The sequence below is a fragment of the Winogradskyella sp. SM1960 genome (assembly GCF_020179375.1).
GTDB classification, from domain to species: Bacteria; Bacteroidota; Bacteroidia; order Flavobacteriales; family Flavobacteriaceae; genus Winogradskyella; species Winogradskyella marina.
Genome location: NZ_JAICBG010000005.1, coordinates 193,224 through 211,264, shown reverse-complemented (window position 1 = coordinate 211,264; position 18,041 = coordinate 193,224). Strand labels below are relative to the sequence as shown.

The window sequence follows — 18,041 nt, the reverse complement described above, 5'->3', positions numbered from 1 at the left end:
CAAATAAAGCTATGACAAATTTGAAGGATTTTCGCAGAATTAAATTATCACTATGTACATTTTTAATATGTTTTTCTGCATTATTATCATTCGCTCAAGAACATACTGCAAATAAGAATAGTTTTTGGAGCCACGTAGAATATGGAGGAGGTATTGGTTTAAATTTTGGCGATGGCTTTTTTAGCGGATCTTTAGCACCAAATGCACTTTACAGATTTAACCCTTACGTCGCCACTGGTATTGGTCTTAACTTCTCATATAGCAGCCAAAAAGATGTGTTTAAATCTACTGTTTTAGGCGGAAGTCTTATTGGTCTATTCAATCCGTATCGCGAAGTTCAGATTTCAACAGAATTTGAACAACTACATGTGAGCCGCAAATTTGACGATGGATATACTTCTTTTGGTGATGAAGAATACTGGTATCCTGCCCTATTTATAGGAGCAGGTTATTCGAGTGGCAATGTCACTATTGGTATTAGGTATGATGTCCTTTACGACAAAGATAAAAGTATATATTCCGAAGCTTGGATGCCTTTTGTCCGTTTTAGGTTTTAAAAAATAATTTGTATTTTATAATTTATAGTTTAGATGCACGTTATTTTTAATTAGGACAATTTTATCCTAAATATGATAATTATCATCTTTTATACATTAAATCTCAATTATTTTTGTAAAAAATTAAAACCAATGAAGACACTAAAACCAATTATTTTACTCTTAGCATTAGCAATGCTCAGCTGTAAGAGCGACGACAAAACAGACAACACCTCTAATACCGCAGAAATTCCTGTAAGTAGAGAAATGATCGCAGAATTAACAAGTCCTCCTAATGTACCAACACCAGTAGGAAGACGAAAAGCCAAAAAGCTCATTGTTAATATGGAAATTCTTGAACAAGAGGGCGAATTAACAGGAGGTGTAAAATACATGTATTGGACTTTTGGTGGTTCTGTACCTGGAAGCTTTATAAGAACACGCGTTGGTGACGAAGTGGAATTTACATTATCTAACCATCCAGATAATAAATTACCTCACAACATCGATTTACATGCGGTTACAGGGCCAGGTGGTGGAGCAGAATCTTCATTTGTAGCACCAGGACACGAAAAAACATTTTCATTTAAAACCTTAAATCCTGGACTTTACGTTTACCATTGTGCTACAGCACCAGTTGGTATGCACATTGCCAACGGTATGTACGGATTAATTCTTGTTGAGCCAGAAGGCGGATTACCACCAGTAGATAAAGAATATTACGTGATGCAAGGTGATTTTTACACCAAAGGCAAAAATGGTGAACGTGGATTACAACCTTTTGATATGCAGAAAGCAGTTGACGAAAAAGCCGATTACGTTGTGTTTAATGGAAGCGTCGATGGATTAACTGGAGATAATGCATTAACCGCTAAAGTTGGTGAAACTGTTAGACTTTATGTGGGTAATGGAGGTCCTAACTTAGTCTCTTCTTTCCATGTAATTGGTGAGATATTTGATAAAGTACATGTAGAAGGTGGTGAATTAATAAATGAAAACATTCAAACTACATTGATACCTGCAGGTGGAGCTTCTATTGTAGAGTTTCGTGTAGATGTACCAGGTTCATTAGTTTTAGTAGATCATTCCATTTTTAGAGCCTTTAATAAAGGAGCTTTAGGCATCTTAAATGTTGAAGGTGAAGAGGACAAGAAAATTTATTCTGGTGAAATACGAGAAGGAATTTATTTGCCTGAAGGTCCCGGTATACAAAACATGCCAACAACTGACGAAATTGTAGAATCTGAAATTCCGGCAAAATCATTTGATGAACAAATGAAATTTGGTAAACAAGTATATATGCAAACCTGCTTTGCATGTCACCAATCAGAAGGTCAAGGTATTCCTAATGCATTTCCACCGTTGGCAAACTCAGATTATTTAAACGCTGATGTTAATCGTGCAATTGGTGTTGTAGTCAATGGATTAAGTGGTGAAATTACAGTTAATGGAGACACATATAACAGTGTTATGACCAAACAAATGATTTCTTCAGACGATGTAGCTAACGTTTTAACTTACGTCTATAACAGTTGGGGAAATTCTAAAGAAGTAGTCACCAAAGAAATGGTTGAAAAAGTAAAAAACCAATAAACTCAAAATTATGACAACCAAAATCTTTAGTTTGTTCTTAGTAAGCTTGGCGATACAATCCTTTATGTTTGGGCAAGCTGAAGATATGGCTGTCATTGAAGGTAGCCGATACATTCCTTTATACGGTCGTGACTCTACAGTTGTGGAAGTCCAGGATTTTAAAATGGATATCTATCCTGTAACTATTGAAGCATATCAGCAATTTCTTAAAGAGAATCCAAAGTGGACAAAATCTAAAGTTGTAAAGCTTTTTGCAGACAAAAGTTATTTAACTAATTGGAAAAACGATTTAGAACCCAACGACGCTATCAATCCTAAAAGTCCGGTCAATTATGTATCATGGTTTGCCGCCAAAGCTTACTGCGAATGCCAAGACAAACGTTTACCAACAGTAGATGAATGGGAATATGTGGCGATGGCAGATGAAACCACCAAAGATGCACGTATAAAACCATCTTATAATGAAAAAATATTAGCCTGGTACGAAGCGCCAAGAACCAAAGAAAATACCGTTGGTGAAACCCCTAAGAATGCTTGGGGAGTTTACGATTTACACGGTTTGGTTTGGGAGTGGACGCTAGATTTTAATTCGGTTTTAATCACAGGTGAGTCTCGTAAAGACATGGATAATGACAACAACCTATTTTGTGGAAGTGCAGCTATAAACGCAACCGATTTAATGAATTATGCAGCCTTTATGCGCTATGCCACAAGAGGCAGTTTAAAAGCTAAATACGCCATGAAAAACTTAGGCTTTCGCTGTGTTCAAGATATTAAAGAAGAAACGAAATGATAATTGTAAATAAAAATCACGAAAAGGTAATTACTATGAAAAACGTGAGTAAACATATAAGACTAATACTATCAACGTTTTTACTACTGGTCGTTGTAACATCTTGTAAATCTGACCACTCTAAAAACACCGAACACGAATTGGCCGCTTACCAATGCCCTATGCAATGTGAAGGCGACAAAACTTATGATGAAATAGGCACTTGTCCTGTGTGTAAAATGGATTTAAAACAACTTGAAAACGATTCAAAAGAATTAGAAACCAATGAAATTTCAGAGGAATCAATTTTCAACTTAACCAGTAAATGGCATACCGAAGAAGGTAATGAAATTGTACTCGAAGATTTAAAAGGAAAAACTTTAGTCATGGTAATGATTTACACGTCTTGTAAAGCGGCTTGCCCAAGATTAGTAGCCGACATGCGAAATATTGAAGCTCAAATTCCAGCTGAAAATATTAAAAATGTACAATTTGCATTAGTATCTATTGATCCGGAAACAGACACACCAGAACGCTTAAAAGCTTTTGCTATTGAAAACGCAATGGATGGTGAACAGTGGACATTTTTACAAGGTACAGATAGTGGTGTTCGCGAATTTGCTAATGTCCTTTCTGTAAAATACAAGGAGATTTCTCCCATAGATTTTTCACATTCAAATATTATTAGTGTGTTTAATTCTGGAGGCGAACTAAAACACCAACAAGAAGGATTAGGTGTTAATAACAAAGAAACTATCGAAACCATTCTGGAGCTAACCAAATAAGCATCCTATGAGGTTTTATGGCGGCTAAGCGTAGTCGAAGTCAAAACCTTGTAGATATAACAACCAAAATTATTATGAAAACCATTCTAACAATCCTATGTCTGGGAGTTGTAATGACCTCCTACACCCAAGAATTTGAAATGTCTACAGAACTAAGACCTCGTTTTGAATATAGACATGGTTACAAAACCTTAATCCCAAATGACATTGATGCAGCATCATTTATATCACAACGTACGCGATTAAATTTTAATTACAAAAGCGATAAATTAAACGCATACGTAGCATTTCAGAATGTGCGTGTTTGGGGAGATGTAACAACAACATCGCTGACAGACAAAAACGGAATTACAGTACATGAAGCCTGGGCGCAATTGCTATTCAATTCAAAATTATCACTAAAATTAGGACGGCAAGAAATTAATTATGACGACCAAAGATTATTTGGTAGTGTTGGTTGGGCACAACAAGCTAGAAGTCATGATGCTTTAATTGTAACTTATAAACCCAACGCTAATAATCGTTTAGATTTAGGTTTGGCAATGAATGAAACGGCAGAAACACTATTTGAAACAAACTACACTGTAAATAATTATAAAGCGTTTCAATATGTATGGTATCACACATCTATAGATGCCGTAGGATTAAGTTTTTTACTATTGAATAATGGCTTAGCCTATGAGGATACTAATAATGAACAGCAGGTGGATTATAATCAAACCATTGGTTCTCGGTTTACCTTTGAAAAAGACAAATTTAATGCCGATGCTTCAGTCTATTTTCAAACAGGGAAAATTGCGGATACAGAACTCAGTGCTTTTAATGTTGCAGCCAATGCATCTTACAAAATTAACGCTAAATTTAAAATAGGTTTAGGTGCAGAGTATCTTTCTGGAACAGATATGAACGCAACAGAAAACACATTAAAATCATTCAATCCTTGGTTTGGCACCAACCACAAGTTTAATGGCTTAATGGATTATTTTTATGTTGGAAATCATACTAATTCCGTTGGTCTATTAGATATAAATGCCACATTTGGCTATCAGAAAAATAAGTTTTCTGCAACATTAGTACCTCATCTATTTTCTTCTGCTGCTACGGTTATTGATAATACAAATAATGAAATGAGTAATGAGCTAGGAACCGAATTGGATTTAATTTTAGGCTATAAATGGACAAAAGACATCAATTTTAATGCCGGCTATTCGCAGATGTTTGCAACAGAAACCATGGAGGTTTTAAAAGCGGGCAATAAAGACAATACCAACAATTGGGCTTGGGTAATGATCACTATTAAACCAAGTCTATTTAAAACGACGTTTGATGATTAAAAAGTAGTGGCTTTAGTTTTTTAACTTAGGAAAAACCACTTAATCATGTTTCAATTTCCCTGTGAGTTCTTTAATTTCGATAACAAAAACAATAGGTGTTTCGTCAGATTCTATTTTCGCTGAAAACTCACTAATAAAATCTAAATCGCGTAATTCTTTTCGCATTACAACATCTTTTACACCCAAAGAAAACTCGTGTAATAAGGCTTTGGCACTACTGCGTTCAAGTTCTATATACTGACCATGAGCAACAACAGATTTCCAATTGGTTATGGTTGTTATTTCTGTTACCTCTAATGCTACTGCCTTTTGTTGACGTAATGCATTAATTTTATGACCATCACCAGAATAACAAATAATCCTATTGTCCTTTTCTGAATAAAAATAGGTTATTGGCACAACAAAAGGTCTATTTTGATATATATATGCCAAATGACCTATGTAACTTCGGCCTAACACCAACTCACATTCTTCTCTATTTAAGGACTTTATCATAATTTTATTAGGTGTTATTATTTAACCTCAATACTAAACTAATGACAGTGTAGTACTAATAACGGCAAATTCATTCGAGACGTTAATTCTTTACTTGGTGAATCATTAAATAAACGATTTAAAAAGGATTTATCTTTTTTTATAAAAGCAGTTATATCAATGGTATTGGTTTGCAGATAGCTAGACACTGCGTAATCTACCGGAACATGTTCAATAAGGTGATACTTAGAATCTAAAAGTGCTAGTCTTTCTTTATCTTTCAAAGCGAGATTAGGTTGTTCACTTTCTGAAGTTATTCTCAGGACATGAAGTTTCAATTTGAAATCCTCTATAAAATCTATTATATTTTCTAGTAAATCAGTGTCTATAACATCGTCTGCATTTAGAGAAACCAAAAACTCATTAACAGGTAAAAAGCTAAAATTATTTGGAATGACTAAAGTTTTGCAGTTCACTTTTTTGATGACGTTAATCGTATTACTGCCAAAAATAACCTCTTTAACATTAGATGCACCATTACTTCCCATAACCACAAAATCTATTGCATATTTAGTCACAGCTTGATTAATGGCATCTGTAAACACGTCATAATCTATAACATATTCAAACTGATAATCTTTGGTTTTATTATCAGTTTTCAACGCTTCGATTAAAGCTTTTAATTTCGTTTTTGGTTTTTCTGTTATAGAATCATGAATAGAATTTTTTGGAGACATTAACAAATCGTCCGACACATAACCACCTACTTTATGCACGTACATAATGTAAAATGTACATGTTTTGGAGGCAAAAAACTGCATCGCATAAGAAATTGCATTTGTAGCATTCTTAGAAAAATCCGTAAGTAAAAGTACCTTTTTCATAATAATTGAACTTGTCTCTAAAGTTACCGAATCTTATTATTAAGAAAAATGATATTAATCATATATTAAAATTACTACTTCCAAAAGACATCCTTTTCGTTATCTGTAAATTGTTCTGGCTGATGGATTTTTTCAATTTGAAGAAACTCTTCTTCTGTTGCTACGTTTTGAATTTCAGGAAACAAAACACGTTCTTCAAACCGAATATGTTTATCTAATTCTTCTTCAATTTTACTTAAAGTCTTGATGTCATCTTCGCGTTCTTCAAACAAACGTTTTAACCGTCTATGATCTGCTAAAGCACGTTTCACTAAGTCGTTTTCATCATTGGTTAGAATAGGAAAAATGTGCATTTCTTCTAGTTCAAAATGTGGAATCAAATGATGTTCAAAAAACCAATCTGCATAAGCTCTAATGCGTTTTGGATTGACGTCTTTACTAAATCCTGCTCTAATTTTCCAAGATAACAATAAGCCGTGATGATGTTCTCTACTCAAGGGCTGCAATGCTTTATGTCGTTTTTGTGGTTTTTGATGCATAATTTTTATGTTTACTAATATTAATTAATAAGAAGCTGATGCCTAAAGGCAGTAAGATACTAAATAGAAAAAGTAAGCTGTAATAATTTGGAATAATACCGCGTCCTAAATAAAACATAACACCTTGAATTAACAACAATAATTCAGTTAAAACAAAGCCTAAAAGGAAACTATAAATACCAAAATCTAAGGTTTTAGACGTACTGAATAAATTACTTTTTAACATAAAAGCAAATAGAAATCCAGAAATTACCCCCAACATAAGCAAGTGTATAAAACCAATTACAAAATTGTGATGATTAAAAACAACTTGCGAAAATTCTGGCAAAATGGATAAGGATTGAAATACAACTTTAAGAATAAAACAAACCAGTGCAAAACAACACATATAAAACACGAACATGTTTTTAGGTTTATCCAATACGTTTAGCTTCTGTTTTATAAGTTGAAAGAATTTTAAAAGTGCTAAAACTTGAAGTATAATCCCCAAACCATTAATCCAAATTAAGCTCGTATGAGGTGCAAACCACTGCACTGGTAAGGCAAATGTCAACACCGTTGAAGTCATTAACAAGGCAAAAAATTGCCGAAACGTTTTAGAGTCTTCAATGTTTAAAATATGAAAAAACACCGCTATAACTCCAATTAAAAACCAACCATTAAACTGAAAATGTAAAAAGAACTGAATTGCAATTTGGTAAAATGCAGAAGCTGATCCTAGTATTGAAACTGCTGGTCCTAGACACCAAACACCTAATGTAGAAATACTCATAAACACAAGTGCCGATTTCAGTAGTTTTTGAGTTACTGTAGTGTTTGCCTTTTGGTGTTTCCAAATGAGATATACAAAATAGTAACTGCAAAAAATGTGTAGTGTTGAAAATGCTATAGATATCGCCCCATAACCCTGAATAGGAAAACTAATCATCATCCCAACAACAGCAAACTCGGTTAGCCAAAACAAACGTGTAAAGCTTTTTTGTTTATCTGGAATAAAATAATGAACAAAGAGCGTAAATAACATTAAATATACCCAACCTAACATGGCAACATGAGAATGCGCATGCGTTAAAAACCTATAATTTAAACCAATAGATTCTAAAAACGAGAAACGCAAAGCCAAACCCATTAAGGCTGCAATTAGAAAATTGATTAAACATACGAGGACTAACTTTTTTGGCATCGCTTGCGCTTATGATTATAAGACTATGATGTTAGATTTTTAACTTAAATGTGGGAAAGTTCTAAACTAACATTTTTAAAAGATTATTACACCCCTAAGAGCTACGCTCGGTAGCTACAAAACAAAATATATTTTATTTCTTACTAATCCTCAAGGGGACAATTTACAGATTAAGAATTGAGTAATTTAGAGAATATAAAGTTGACAATAAAACATTATTTTAATCATAAATTAATAAGGTTTCTTTGAACGACTGTCCCCTTGAGGGGACTTTAGGGGTGTTTTTCAATACAGCTCATCACACACTAAAAATAACAAATTCACTGTTAATTAAACTGCTCTTCTAACTTTATGGCCTCAGGAAATAAAATATTATTCTCTAAATGAATGTGTAAATGCAAATCCTTTTCAAACTCTTCTAGCATTGCAAACGTCACTTTATACGTATTACAAGCATCTGCAGGTGGATTGTAATTATTAGTAAGTGCATCAATCTCTCTAAAACGAGCACCTTCGTTATCGTGTTCTTCCATCATCATGGCTATTGGATTTTCAACCGTACCAAATTGAGGTGATTGTACCGCTCCATTTTCTATTTTAGCTTTTACCATCTTTTTTATGAATGGAAAAAGAATGAGTTCTTCTTTTTTCATGTGCGATGCTAATTCGCCAGCAGACGCCACAAACAGTTCATTAATTTTAAATAATTCTGGATGACGGCTTCCATGTACTTTACATAATTTATCTAAAAACTGACGCAACACTGGTATTTTTTCTTCTACGTATCTATGGTGTTTTTTCTCAATATACTCGGCTAACAAATCTAACGGCCAAGATTTATAATCAATAGTTTCTCCTCCTTTAGAATTTAAAACGCGATTTAACTCCTCGATTAACTGATTGCTATCAATACCTTTTTTATCACAAGCCTCCTCTACTGTTCTATTGCCTTGGCAACAAAAATCAATTTTGTGTTTAGAGAAAATTGCTGCGGTTCTAAAATCTTCGGCAACATATTGGCCTATTTCCTTTTTTGTGTTTTTTTCTAGTACTTCCATATCGTTTTTTTTATTTCGGATAATTTTATCCTATTTATAATTAAATTTTTTTACACCTTTAAAAATGAGACTCCAGATTTTATATCTAATGCCAACTGCTCTAAACTTGTGTTTTCTAACATATCTTTAAGTTCACCTCTAACAACTTTAAACTTATCGTGTACAGGACACGGATGGTTTTCATCGCAAGTATGTAATCCAAGGCCACAACCATTATAAATCTTGTCACCATCAATAGCATAAACAATTTGAGATAGTTTGGTGGTTGCAATTTTGTCTTTATCGATTTCAAAACCACCTTGTGCGCCTCTAACCGATTTTATCATATTATGTCTAACTAAGGCTTGTAGTATTTTAGCCGTAAAAGCTTGTGGAGAATCAATCTCTTCTGCAATTTCTTTAGGACTTACACGTCTGTTTTCAGAAGAATTAATAGCAATAAATATTGCCGCTTTTATACCGTATTCACATGCTTTAGAAAACATCTTTTAATATTATTTAGATGACAAAGGTACAATTATTATTTTATATAGGATAATTTTATCCGATATAAATTATTCTAAGAATATTTAGATTTATACCATACTTTTTGCCATTCACGTTGCAAAATAATAAACGTCACGTCTTCAGAGAGTTTTAAAACATCACTGCCATCTAATGCTTTAATTTTTGCTTCGGGCACATCTACAATATAAAGTAAGTTTAGGTAGTCCGAAAATTTAGAATTTATAAGATAAAAAACCGTTTCCTGAAACACGAGTTTTAAACTTGTTGGCAATGTTTCTTCATCAAACTCTAAATCGATATTAGCATACAATAAATCTTTATTGAGCTGTATGATGAGTTTTTTATAAAGTTGTAAGCCTTCTGCTTCAACAATTAAATCTTCAAAGTTTGATGGTAAATTCATTAGAAATTAAACACGTCTATTCATTAATTGCTCTCCAAATAATCTAAGGGATTGCTTTTTAGCATCAGAAATATGTAAGGTTTCTAAAACTTCAAAAGCTTTATTAGTGTAGTCCTTAACAGCATTTTGAGTGGCTTCGGCAGCACCAGTTTTATGGAATAAGGCTTTTACTTTTTCAACTTTATTACTGTTAGGAAGCTCTAAATTAGACATAAAAGTCTTTAAATTTAAAACGTCGTCATTAGAACCAAGTTCTATAGTTTTTAGGTACAAATACGTCTTTTTGTTTTCAATAATATCGCCTCCTACTTGTTTACCAAAGGTTTCAGGGTTTCCAAACGCATCTAAATAATCGTCTTGTAATTGAAAAGCAATTCCTAAGAACCTACCAAATTCATAAATAGAATTTTGATCTGCTTCTGATGCTTTTGCAACAATGGCACCCATTTTCATGGCAGCTCCCACTAAAACCGCTGTTTTATATTCAATCATTTTAAGGTATTCGGGAATGGTAACATCATCTCGTGTTTCAAAATCGATATCATATTGTTGTCCTTCACAAACCTCTAATGCTGTTTTACTAAATAATTTTGCTAAATCTCGAAATGTTTCAGCGTCATAATTCTCAAACAATTGGTACGCCAAAATTAACATGGCATCACCAGAAAGGATTCCTGTATTTAAGTTCCATTTTTCATGAACCGTTTGCTGTCCTCTTCTTAAAGGTGCATCATCCATAATATCATCATGGACTAAAGAGAAATTATGAAACACCTCAATAGACAAAGCGGCATCCATAGCTTTTTCAGCATGTTCATCAAATACTTCAGCTGTCATTAAGGTTAAAATTGGTCGTAAGCGCTTACCACCTAGTTCCAATATATAATTAATAGGACTGTATAAATTCTTTGGCTCTCGCTCTACTGTAAAACGTTCTAAATACTTTAGAAATGGCTTTTGATACTGTTCGATATGTTGCATAAGGCAAAAATAATGTTTTAAACATATTTTAAGCTAATGTTAAGCCTGTTAAAAAACCTATAAAACTTCGGAAACTTTTTTGGTTTTTAAAGTTTCCTGGCGTAATTTTGCGCGATCATAATATAGATTACCATATTGCGAAATACCAAAAAATGAAAGACAAAATCATAATAAAATCATCTGACATGTTCTTAAACTTAGGGTTCAAGAGCGTTACCATGGATGATATTGCTAATGAAATGGGTATTTCTAAAAAAACCATTTATCAGCATTTTAAGAATAAAACTAAACTCGTTGAGGCTACTGTAATGCGTGTTTTTGAACGTATTTCTTATGGCATTGATTGTATTTGCGAGTTAGACAAAAACCCAATTGAGGAGATTTATGAAATCAAAAAGTTTGTATTAATCCATTTAAAAGATGAAAAATCATCACCTCAATATCAGCTTCAAAAATATTACCCAAAAATTTACAGTACATTAAAACGTATGCAATTTGACAAAATGATAGGTTGTGTAACTCAAAATTTAGAACGCGGAGTTGCAAAAAACCTTTATAGAAGCTCTATTGACATCGATTTTATAGCACGACTCTATTTTAATAGTATGGTCTCCTTAAAAGATCAGGATGTTTTTCCGCTTGAAAATTTCTCAATGTCCATGTTAATGAATAATTATATAGAATACCATTTAAGAGGCATCTGTTCTTCAGAAGGGCTAAAAACACTTAAACAACTTAATACCAATCTAAAATAACCTATGAAAAAAGCAATTCCATTATTAATAGGTTTTATTATTTTTCAAATAGGCTTTTCACAAGAACAACCTATAAGTCTTTCGCTAGAAGAAGCTATTGACTATGCTTTGGAACACAATAGAACTGCCATAAATGCTACTCGCGATATTGAAGCTGCTGAACAGCAAAAATGGGAAACAACAGCGACCGGATTACCTCAAATTAGTGCTAGTTTAGATTACCAGAACAACTTAAAACAACAGGTTCAAGTGGTTCCTGCTGAGTTTTTTGGTGGTCAACCTGGCGAATTTTCAGAAATTATTTTTGGAACTAAACAAAGCATGACTGGCTTTGCGACCCTAAATCAAAAGATATTCGACGGCTCTTATATTGTAGGTTTACAATCTGCTAAAGTATTTTTAGAAATCTCGAAAAACGCGAAAGTAAAAACCGACTTAGAAATCAGAAAAGCAGTAATTGAAGCTTACGGGAATGTTCTATTAGCAGAAGAAAGTATTAAAATCTTTGAACGAAACATTGAAGTACTTGACAAAAACCTCTTTGAAACTCAAAAAATTTACGAAAATGGGTTAGGTGAAGAAGAAAGTGTTGAGCAACTACAAATTACGTTATCTGGAGTAAAAAGTAATTTAAATAATGTTCAAAGACTAAAAACGTTGGCTTATCAAATGCTGAATATCACTTTAGGTTTAGATATTTACAATGCTATAGTGTTAAAGGATAATTTAGAAACATTGACAGATCAAAACATCACTTTATCCATGTTAGAATCTGAAAATAATCCAGAAAGCACCATAGATTACTTAATCGCTAAAAACGATAAAACCTCTAAAGAATTATTGTTAAAACTTGAAAAAAGCAAAGCATTACCAACCTTAAACGCATTTATAAATGGTGGCTATTCTGCATATGCAGATGAATTTACGTTTACAAAGAAAAGTCAAGACTGGTTTGGGTCCTCTGTGTTTGGCATTAGCCTAAATATTCCAATTTTTAGCTCAGGCATGCGAAATGCATCCACACAGCGTGCTAAGATTAATTTAGAAAAAGCTAAAACGGAATTAACAGAAACAGAACAGCGCATAAAACTAGAAATCGCTTCTGCTAAAAATGACTATCAGTTTGCCATTGAGGATTACGAAAATAAAAAACAAAACCTTGCCTTAGCCGAACGTATTGAAACTAAAAACCAAACCAAATTTTTTGAAGGTATTGGCTCTAGTTTTGAACTCAGACAAGCACAAACACAATTATATACCGCACAACAAGAGTTATTACAAGCCATGTTAGATGTCGTCAACTCTAAAGCTGCATTAGAAACCGTTTTAAATACACCAATCAATAATTAATAAATCACTATTAAAAATGAAATATATATTTCCACTCTTAATCATAGCAATTTTTACGGTTTCGTGCTCAGGCGAAAAGAAGAATTCTGTAGAAAGCGTCATAGAAAATGGCAACCTTGAAACCATAAGAGTAAAACGAGGAGAACTTGTTGCAGAACAACAAGCCATTAACGACAAAATAAAGCGCTTAGATGAAAAAATACAAACCTTAGATACCGTAAAACATGTACCATTGATTACATCTTTTAAAGCTAAAACTGAAGTTTTTAATCACGTATTAGAACTACAAGGAAATGTTACAACTAAAGATCTTTTAACCATTACACCAGAATACAACGGCATTTTAACCCAAGTATTTGTTAAGGAAGGCCAGAAAGTTTCTAAAGGGCAAACACTCGCCAAGATTGATGATGGTGGCTTAAGTCAACAATTGGCACAATTAAAAATTCAGGCAGAATTAGCTAAAACCACATACGAGCGTCAACAACGTCTTTGGGAACAGAATATTGGTAGTGAAATTCAATTTTTACAATCAAAATCTACTTATGAGTCGCAAGAAGAAGCCGTCAACCAATTACAGCAACAAATTGCTAAAACCACAGTAAAAGCACCTTTTTCTGGAACTATCGACGATATTATTACAGAACAAGGAAGTGTTGTTGCTGCAGGTCAATCACCATTAATGCGTATTGTAAATTTAGACAATATGTATATTGAAACAGAAGTACCAGAGCGTTACGTTTCCGATGTTACCAAAGGAAAACATGTAAGTGTAAATATTCCTGTTTTAGGAAAAACATTAGAAACTAAAATTCGTCAGGCTGGAGATTTTATAAATCCAGCAAACCGAACTTTTAAAGTTGAAGTTGGCATTCCAAATGCAGACAAAACCATTAAACCAAACTTATCTGCGCGTTTAAAAATCAATGATTACACAAGCGAAAGTGCCATATTAATTCCGCAAAGTGTCGTTTCAGAAAATTCAGAAGGCGAACAATATGTCTATGTTGTCGTAGAAAGAAACAATAACAATATAGGAACAGCAAAGCGTATTATTATTGAAACGGGAAAAACCCAAGATGATATTATTGAAGTCTTAAAAGGACTTGAAGATGGAGCCGAAATAATCAAAGAAGGAGCAAGAAGTGTAAGAGACGGACAATCTGTTGAAGTTTTACAGATAGACGAATAATGCTTCTAGTATATAAAATAGCAACCAACAATTCTAAAGATTAAAGCGAAACAACTTTTATCTAACGACTAAAGACTAACATCTAATGACTGATACTAACAAAAAAAATACCGAAAAGGAATTTGCATGGTCATCATGGGCAATTAACAATAAAACCACCATGTATGTCCTTATTGCTGTCTTTTTCTATTTGGGAATTTCTGCATTTTTCGACATGCCTAGAGAATCTTTTCCAGAGGTCAATGAGACTAAAATATACGTCAGCACTATCTACCCTGGGAACACAGCTGAAGATATTGAAAAACTTATCACAGATCCTGTTGAAGACAAACTAAAAACCGTTAGTAATGTTGTAGAAATCACCTCAACGTCTCAAGAAGATTATTCTATGGTTATCATAGAATTTGATGAAAATATTTCCGTAGAACAAGCCAAGCAAAAGGTTAAAGACGAAATTGATTCTGAAACAGCTGGCGAAGATTGGCCAACATTTAACGGAGCTAAAGTAGAGCCAGATGTTTTTGAGTTGAGCCTTTCTGAAGAAATGCCAATCTTAAACATTAATATCTCTGGTGATTATCCTATTGAAAAACTAAAGGACTATGCTGAGTATCTTCAGGATGAAATAGAAGATTTACAAGAAATTAAAAAAGCAGACATTCGTGGTGCTCAAGAAAAAGAAGTAGAAGTTGCAGTAGACATCTATAAAATGATGGCAGCAAAGGTGACATTTAATGATATTCTTGGTGCTATTAGTAATGGAAATGTTACACAATCTGCCGGAAACTTAAAAGCAAGTGGACAACGACGTACGATAAGAATTATAGGAGAAATTGAAAAACCATCTGAACTCGAAAATTTCGTTGTTAAATCGGATAACAACAATCCTATATATTTAAGAGATGTTGCTTCGGTGTCTTTTAAAGAAGAGGATCACACAACATTTGCAAGAAAATCTGGTAAACCTGTAGTGATGCTAGACGTTAAGAAACGTGCTGGTAAAAACATGGTTGCTGCTTCTGAGCAAATACAAGTCATTGTTCAAGATGCCATTGAAAATGAGTTCCCTCAAGATTTAGAAGTAAGTATCACAAACGATCAATCATCAGTTACTATTGGACAGGTTGATGACTTAGTCAACAACATCATCTTTGGTGTTATTTTGGTTGTAACCGTTTTAATGTTCTTTTTAGGATTTAAAAACGCCCTATTTGTTGGGTTCGCTATCCCAATGTCTATGTTTATGTCGCTAATGATTTTAGGCATGATTGGATATAGTTTAAATACCATGGTGCTTTTTGGACTTATTATGGGACTTGGTATGTTGGTAGATAATGGAATTGTGGTGGTTGAAAACGTCTATCGTTTAATGGAAGATGAAGGCATGAGTCGCATTGAAGCGGCTAAAAAAGGAATTGGAGAAATCGCCTTTCCTATCATTATTTCTACAGCAACAACGGTTGCAGCCTTTATTCCTTTAGGACTTTGGCCAGGCATAATGGGAGAATTCATGAAAATTTTACCAATAACATTATCCATTGTATTAGGCTCATCTTTAGCGGTTGCTATATTTTTTAATTCAGTATTAGTATCGCGTTATATGACCACTGAAGATAAGGATATGCCTTTAAAACAAATTATTAAAGTCACTATCATTGTTGCCAGTTTCGGTATATTAATTCTCATTATTGGAGGACCTTACCGTGGTATGGGAACTATTATGGTTTTCACAGCAATTATGCTTTGGGCATACCGTTTTTTCATCAGAGGATGGGCCAACAGTTTTCAAACTAAAGCATTGGTTAGACTTGAAAACTGGTACGAACGTCAATTACGAAGAGCACTTTCAAAAAAACGACCATATTTTTTAAGTGGTGGAACATTTTTATTATTAATTGCTGCTTTTATAGCCTTTGGAATTTCATTAGCCACACAACGAACGAATGTAGAGTTTTTTCCAGATAATAAACCGAATCAAATTATTGTCTATATAGAATATCCACAAGGTACAGCGATTGAGAAAACCAATACCATAACTAAGCAAATTGAAAAACGCGTTTACGATGTTATTAACGCTAATAAGTATATGGATAATGGTAGAAACTTTCTGGTAGAAAGTGCCGTTTCTCAAGTTGGTGAAGGTGCAGGAAACCCTCAAACTGATATGGGTTCTGGTGCAGAAATGCCACATAAAGCTAAAATTACAGCATCGATGCGCGAATATAAATTCCGTCGTGGAGAAGACAGCGAACTCTTGCGTCAAAAAGTACAAGAAGCATTAGTTGGTATTTATCCAGGTGTTTTAATTTCCGTTGAAAAAAATGCCGATGGACCACCTGCAGGTTCGCCAATAAATATTGAAATCGATGGAAATGATTATAATGAGTTAATTGCAACTGCCGAACAAATGCGTGCGTTTATCAATTCTAAAAATATTGCAGGAATTGATGAGCTCAAAATCGATGTCAATAAAGACAAACCAACCATGTTAGTTGAGATTGATCGTAAAAAAGCAGGAGAATTAGGTGTTTCTGCCAAACAAATTGGAGATCAGTTACGTAATTCAATATTTGGATCTAAAGCCGGAATTTATAAAGAAGACGGTGACGATTTTGATATATACGTTCGTTTTAATGAAGCCAATCGTTACGATAAAAGTGCGTTGTTTAATCAAAACATTACCTTTAGAGATAATACTGGTCAGATTAAGGAAATTCCCTTATCTACAGTTGCGAAACAGAAAAATAACTCTGGATTTAGTGCTATAAAACACAAGGACACTAAACGTGTCGTTACGGTGTATTCAGCATTATCACCTGGCTATACAGATGCAGGTGCTATTGTCGCTCAGATACAAAATGAGATGAAAAGTTATAAAGGTTTGTCCGATGATATTCATATCGATTATACAGGTCAGATTGAAGAGCAAAATAAACAAATGGCCTTTTTAATGGGAGCATTTTTCACGGGTCTTGGATTAATATTCTTCATTTTAATATTTCAATTTAACTCCATCTCGAAGCCAACCATTATTATGATTGCCATTTTCTTAAGTTTTATAGGAGTCTTTGGAGGTATTGTGATTTCAGGAAGTGCATTCGTAATTATGATGACTATGGTCGGTATTATTTCATTAGCCGGAATTGTAGTGAATAATGGTGTTGTACTTTTAGATTATGCACAACTATTAATTGACAGAAAGAAAAATGAATTAGATCTTGGTGAGAATGATTATTTAACAACCGAGGACCTTTTTGAAAGCATCGTTAAAGCCGGAAAAGCGCGTTTAAGACCTGTTCTATTAACAGCAATTACAACTATTTTAGGCTTAATTCCTTTAGCTATTGGTTTAAATATCAACTTCTTTACGCTCTTTGCAGATTTTGATGCCAATATTTATATGGGAGGTGATAATGTGGTATTTTGGGGACCATTAGCTTGGACTGTTATTTACGGGTTACTTGTAGCAACATTCTTAACGCTGATTGTAGTACCTATTTTATTCTTCTTAAGTGTAAAACTAAAAATGTGGGGAAGACGAAAATTCACCTCTGAACCCCTACGAATTTCTGAGGTTGAACAACATACGCAAATTGAAGGTTCATCTCAGCCTGCCATTGATAATTAACTGAAAATATTATTTAAATAGAAAAATCCGAAGTCTTTACTTCGGATTTTTTACTTTTGCAATTCTA

General features: G+C 33.6%; 17 protein-coding genes. 9 read left to right on the top strand and 8 right to left on the bottom strand.

The genetic code is table 11. The features are described from left to right. The first annotated feature begins 11 nt into the window (after nt 1–11). The 5 genes from K1X16_RS13300 (at nt 12) to K1X16_RS13280 (ending at nt 5,020) form a co-directional block, all read left to right on the top strand. A complete protein-coding gene (locus K1X16_RS13300) occupies nt 12–557 on the top strand; it encodes an alpha-ketoglutarate decarboxylase (protein ID WP_225036749.1) in 546 nt (181 codons plus the stop codon). Between the two features lie 132 nt (nt 558–689). Continuing rightward, nucleotides 690–2,129 (top strand): copper-containing nitrite reductase, encoded by a 1,440-nt coding sequence (gene nirK / locus K1X16_RS13295; RefSeq protein WP_225036748.1) that lies wholly within the window; start codon nt 690–692, stop codon nt 2,127–2,129. Between the two features lie 10 nt (nt 2,130–2,139). After that, nucleotides 2,140–2,922, top strand: coding sequence for a formylglycine-generating enzyme family protein (locus tag K1X16_RS13290; RefSeq protein ID WP_225036747.1), 783 nt, complete (start codon nt 2,140–2,142; stop codon nt 2,920–2,922). Between the two features lie 140 nt (nt 2,923–3,062). Beyond that, nucleotides 3,063–3,686 (top strand): SCO family protein, encoded by a 624-nt coding sequence (locus tag K1X16_RS13285; RefSeq protein WP_262902580.1) that lies wholly within the window; start codon nt 3,063–3,065, stop codon nt 3,684–3,686. A gap of 74 nt (nt 3,687–3,760) precedes the next feature. Next, nucleotides 3,761–5,020 carry an alginate export family protein gene (locus tag K1X16_RS13280; protein WP_225036746.1) on the top strand — a complete coding sequence of 420 codons (1,260 nt, stop codon included), beginning with the start codon at nt 3,761–3,763 and terminating at the stop codon, nt 5,018–5,020. A 39-nt stretch (nt 5,021–5,059) separates the two neighbouring features. Here the strand turns inward: K1X16_RS13280 and K1X16_RS13275 are convergent, their stop codons facing one another. The 8 genes from K1X16_RS13275 to K1X16_RS13240 form a co-directional block, all read right to left on the bottom strand. Next, nucleotides 5,060–5,515: a pyridoxamine 5'-phosphate oxidase family protein gene (locus tag K1X16_RS13275; RefSeq protein ID WP_195871127.1), complete on the bottom strand. Its 456-nt coding sequence runs from the start codon at nt 5,513–5,515 to the stop codon at nt 5,060–5,062. Nucleotides 5,516–5,553: 38 nt separating this feature from the next. Then, nucleotides 5,554–6,378, bottom strand: coding sequence for a universal stress protein (locus K1X16_RS13270; protein ID WP_225036745.1), 825 nt, complete (start codon nt 6,376–6,378; stop codon nt 5,554–5,556). Nucleotides 6,379–6,452: 74 nt separating this feature from the next. Continuing rightward, a complete protein-coding gene (locus K1X16_RS13265; RefSeq protein ID WP_225036744.1) occupies nt 6,453–6,917 on the bottom strand; it encodes a hemerythrin domain-containing protein in 465 nt (154 codons plus the stop codon). After that, nucleotides 6,889–8,100, bottom strand: a complete 1,212-nt coding sequence (locus K1X16_RS13260; protein WP_225036743.1) for a hypothetical protein — start codon at nt 8,098–8,100, stop codon at nt 6,889–6,891. Before K1X16_RS13260 ends, K1X16_RS13265 begins: the two co-directional genes overlap by 29 nt. Nucleotides 8,101–8,426: 326 nt before the next feature. After that, a complete protein-coding gene (gene ric / locus K1X16_RS13255; RefSeq protein WP_225036742.1) occupies nt 8,427–9,158 on the bottom strand; it encodes an iron-sulfur cluster repair di-iron protein in 732 nt (243 codons plus the stop codon). A gap of 50 nt (nt 9,159–9,208) precedes the next feature. Then, nucleotides 9,209–9,643: an RrF2 family transcriptional regulator gene (locus K1X16_RS13250; protein ID WP_225036741.1), complete on the bottom strand. Its 435-nt coding sequence runs from the start codon at nt 9,641–9,643 to the stop codon at nt 9,209–9,211. Between the two features lie 74 nt (nt 9,644–9,717). Beyond that, the gene (locus K1X16_RS13245; protein ID WP_195871121.1) at nt 9,718–10,068 is read right to left on the bottom strand and encodes a hypothetical protein; all 351 of its coding nucleotides are present in this window, start codon (nt 10,066–10,068) and stop codon (nt 9,718–9,720) included. 6 nt (nt 10,069–10,074) lie between these two features. Then, a complete protein-coding gene (locus tag K1X16_RS13240; RefSeq protein ID WP_225036740.1) occupies nt 10,075–11,049 on the bottom strand; it encodes a polyprenyl synthetase family protein in 975 nt (324 codons plus the stop codon). Nucleotides 11,050–11,201: 152 nt separating this feature from the next. Here K1X16_RS13240 and K1X16_RS13235 point away from each other — a divergent pair, with 152 nt between their 5' ends. The 4 genes from K1X16_RS13235 (at nt 11,202) to K1X16_RS13220 (ending at nt 17,974) form a co-directional block, all read left to right on the top strand. After that, nucleotides 11,202–11,804: a TetR/AcrR family transcriptional regulator gene (locus tag K1X16_RS13235; RefSeq protein ID WP_225036739.1), complete on the top strand. Its 603-nt coding sequence runs from the start codon at nt 11,202–11,204 to the stop codon at nt 11,802–11,804. A 3-nt stretch (nt 11,805–11,807) separates the two neighbouring features. After that, entirely contained in the window at nt 11,808–13,154 is a 1,347-nt protein-coding gene (locus K1X16_RS13230; RefSeq protein WP_225036738.1) for a TolC family protein, read from the top strand. A 16-nt stretch (nt 13,155–13,170) separates the two neighbouring features. Continuing rightward, nucleotides 13,171–14,346 (top strand): efflux RND transporter periplasmic adaptor subunit, encoded by a 1,176-nt coding sequence (locus tag K1X16_RS13225; protein ID WP_225036737.1) that lies wholly within the window; start codon nt 13,171–13,173, stop codon nt 14,344–14,346. Nucleotides 14,347–14,431: 85 nt separating this feature from the next. Beyond that, entirely contained in the window at nt 14,432–17,974 is a 3,543-nt protein-coding gene (locus K1X16_RS13220) for an efflux RND transporter permease subunit (RefSeq protein WP_225036736.1), read from the top strand. The last annotated feature ends 67 nt before the right edge of the window (nt 17,975–18,041 follow it).

Excerpts from the sequence above, each read along its gene's own strand:
- K1X16_RS13300 (WP_225036749.1), top strand. The coding sequence starts at position 12 with ATGACAAATTTGAAGGATTTTCGCAGAATTAAATTATCACTATGTACA.
- nirK (WP_225036748.1), top strand. The coding sequence starts at position 690 with ATGAAGACACTAAAACCAATTATTTTACTCTTAGCATTAGCAATGCTC.
- K1X16_RS13290 (WP_225036747.1), top strand. The coding sequence starts at position 2,140 with ATGACAACCAAAATCTTTAGTTTGTTCTTAGTAAGCTTGGCGATACAA.
- K1X16_RS13280 (WP_225036746.1), top strand. The coding sequence starts at position 3,761 with ATGAAAACCATTCTAACAATCCTATGTCTGGGAGTTGTAATGACCTCC.
- K1X16_RS13275 (WP_195871127.1), bottom strand. The coding sequence starts at position 5,515 with ATGATAAAGTCCTTAAATAGAGAAGAATGTGAGTTGGTGTTAGGCCGA.
- K1X16_RS13270 (WP_225036745.1), bottom strand. The coding sequence starts at position 6,378 with ATGAAAAAGGTACTTTTACTTACGGATTTTTCTAAGAATGCTACAAAT.
- K1X16_RS13265 (WP_225036744.1), bottom strand. The coding sequence starts at position 6,917 with ATGCATCAAAAACCACAAAAACGACATAAAGCATTGCAGCCCTTGAGT.
- K1X16_RS13260 (WP_225036743.1), bottom strand. The coding sequence starts at position 8,100 with ATGCCAAAAAAGTTAGTCCTCGTATGTTTAATCAATTTTCTAATTGCA.
- ric (WP_225036742.1), bottom strand. The coding sequence starts at position 9,158 with ATGGAAGTACTAGAAAAAAACACAAAAAAGGAAATAGGCCAATATGTT.
- K1X16_RS13250 (WP_225036741.1), bottom strand. The coding sequence starts at position 9,643 with ATGTTTTCTAAAGCATGTGAATACGGTATAAAAGCGGCAATATTTATT.
- K1X16_RS13245 (WP_195871121.1), bottom strand. The coding sequence starts at position 10,068 with ATGAATTTACCATCAAACTTTGAAGATTTAATTGTTGAAGCAGAAGGC.
- K1X16_RS13240 (WP_225036740.1), bottom strand. The coding sequence starts at position 11,049 with ATGCAACATATCGAACAGTATCAAAAGCCATTTCTAAAGTATTTAGAA.
- K1X16_RS13235 (WP_225036739.1), top strand. The coding sequence starts at position 11,202 with ATGAAAGACAAAATCATAATAAAATCATCTGACATGTTCTTAAACTTA.
- K1X16_RS13230 (WP_225036738.1), top strand. The coding sequence starts at position 11,808 with ATGAAAAAAGCAATTCCATTATTAATAGGTTTTATTATTTTTCAAATA.
- K1X16_RS13225 (WP_225036737.1), top strand. The coding sequence starts at position 13,171 with ATGAAATATATATTTCCACTCTTAATCATAGCAATTTTTACGGTTTCG.
- K1X16_RS13220 (WP_225036736.1), top strand. The coding sequence starts at position 14,432 with ATGACTGATACTAACAAAAAAAATACCGAAAAGGAATTTGCATGGTCA.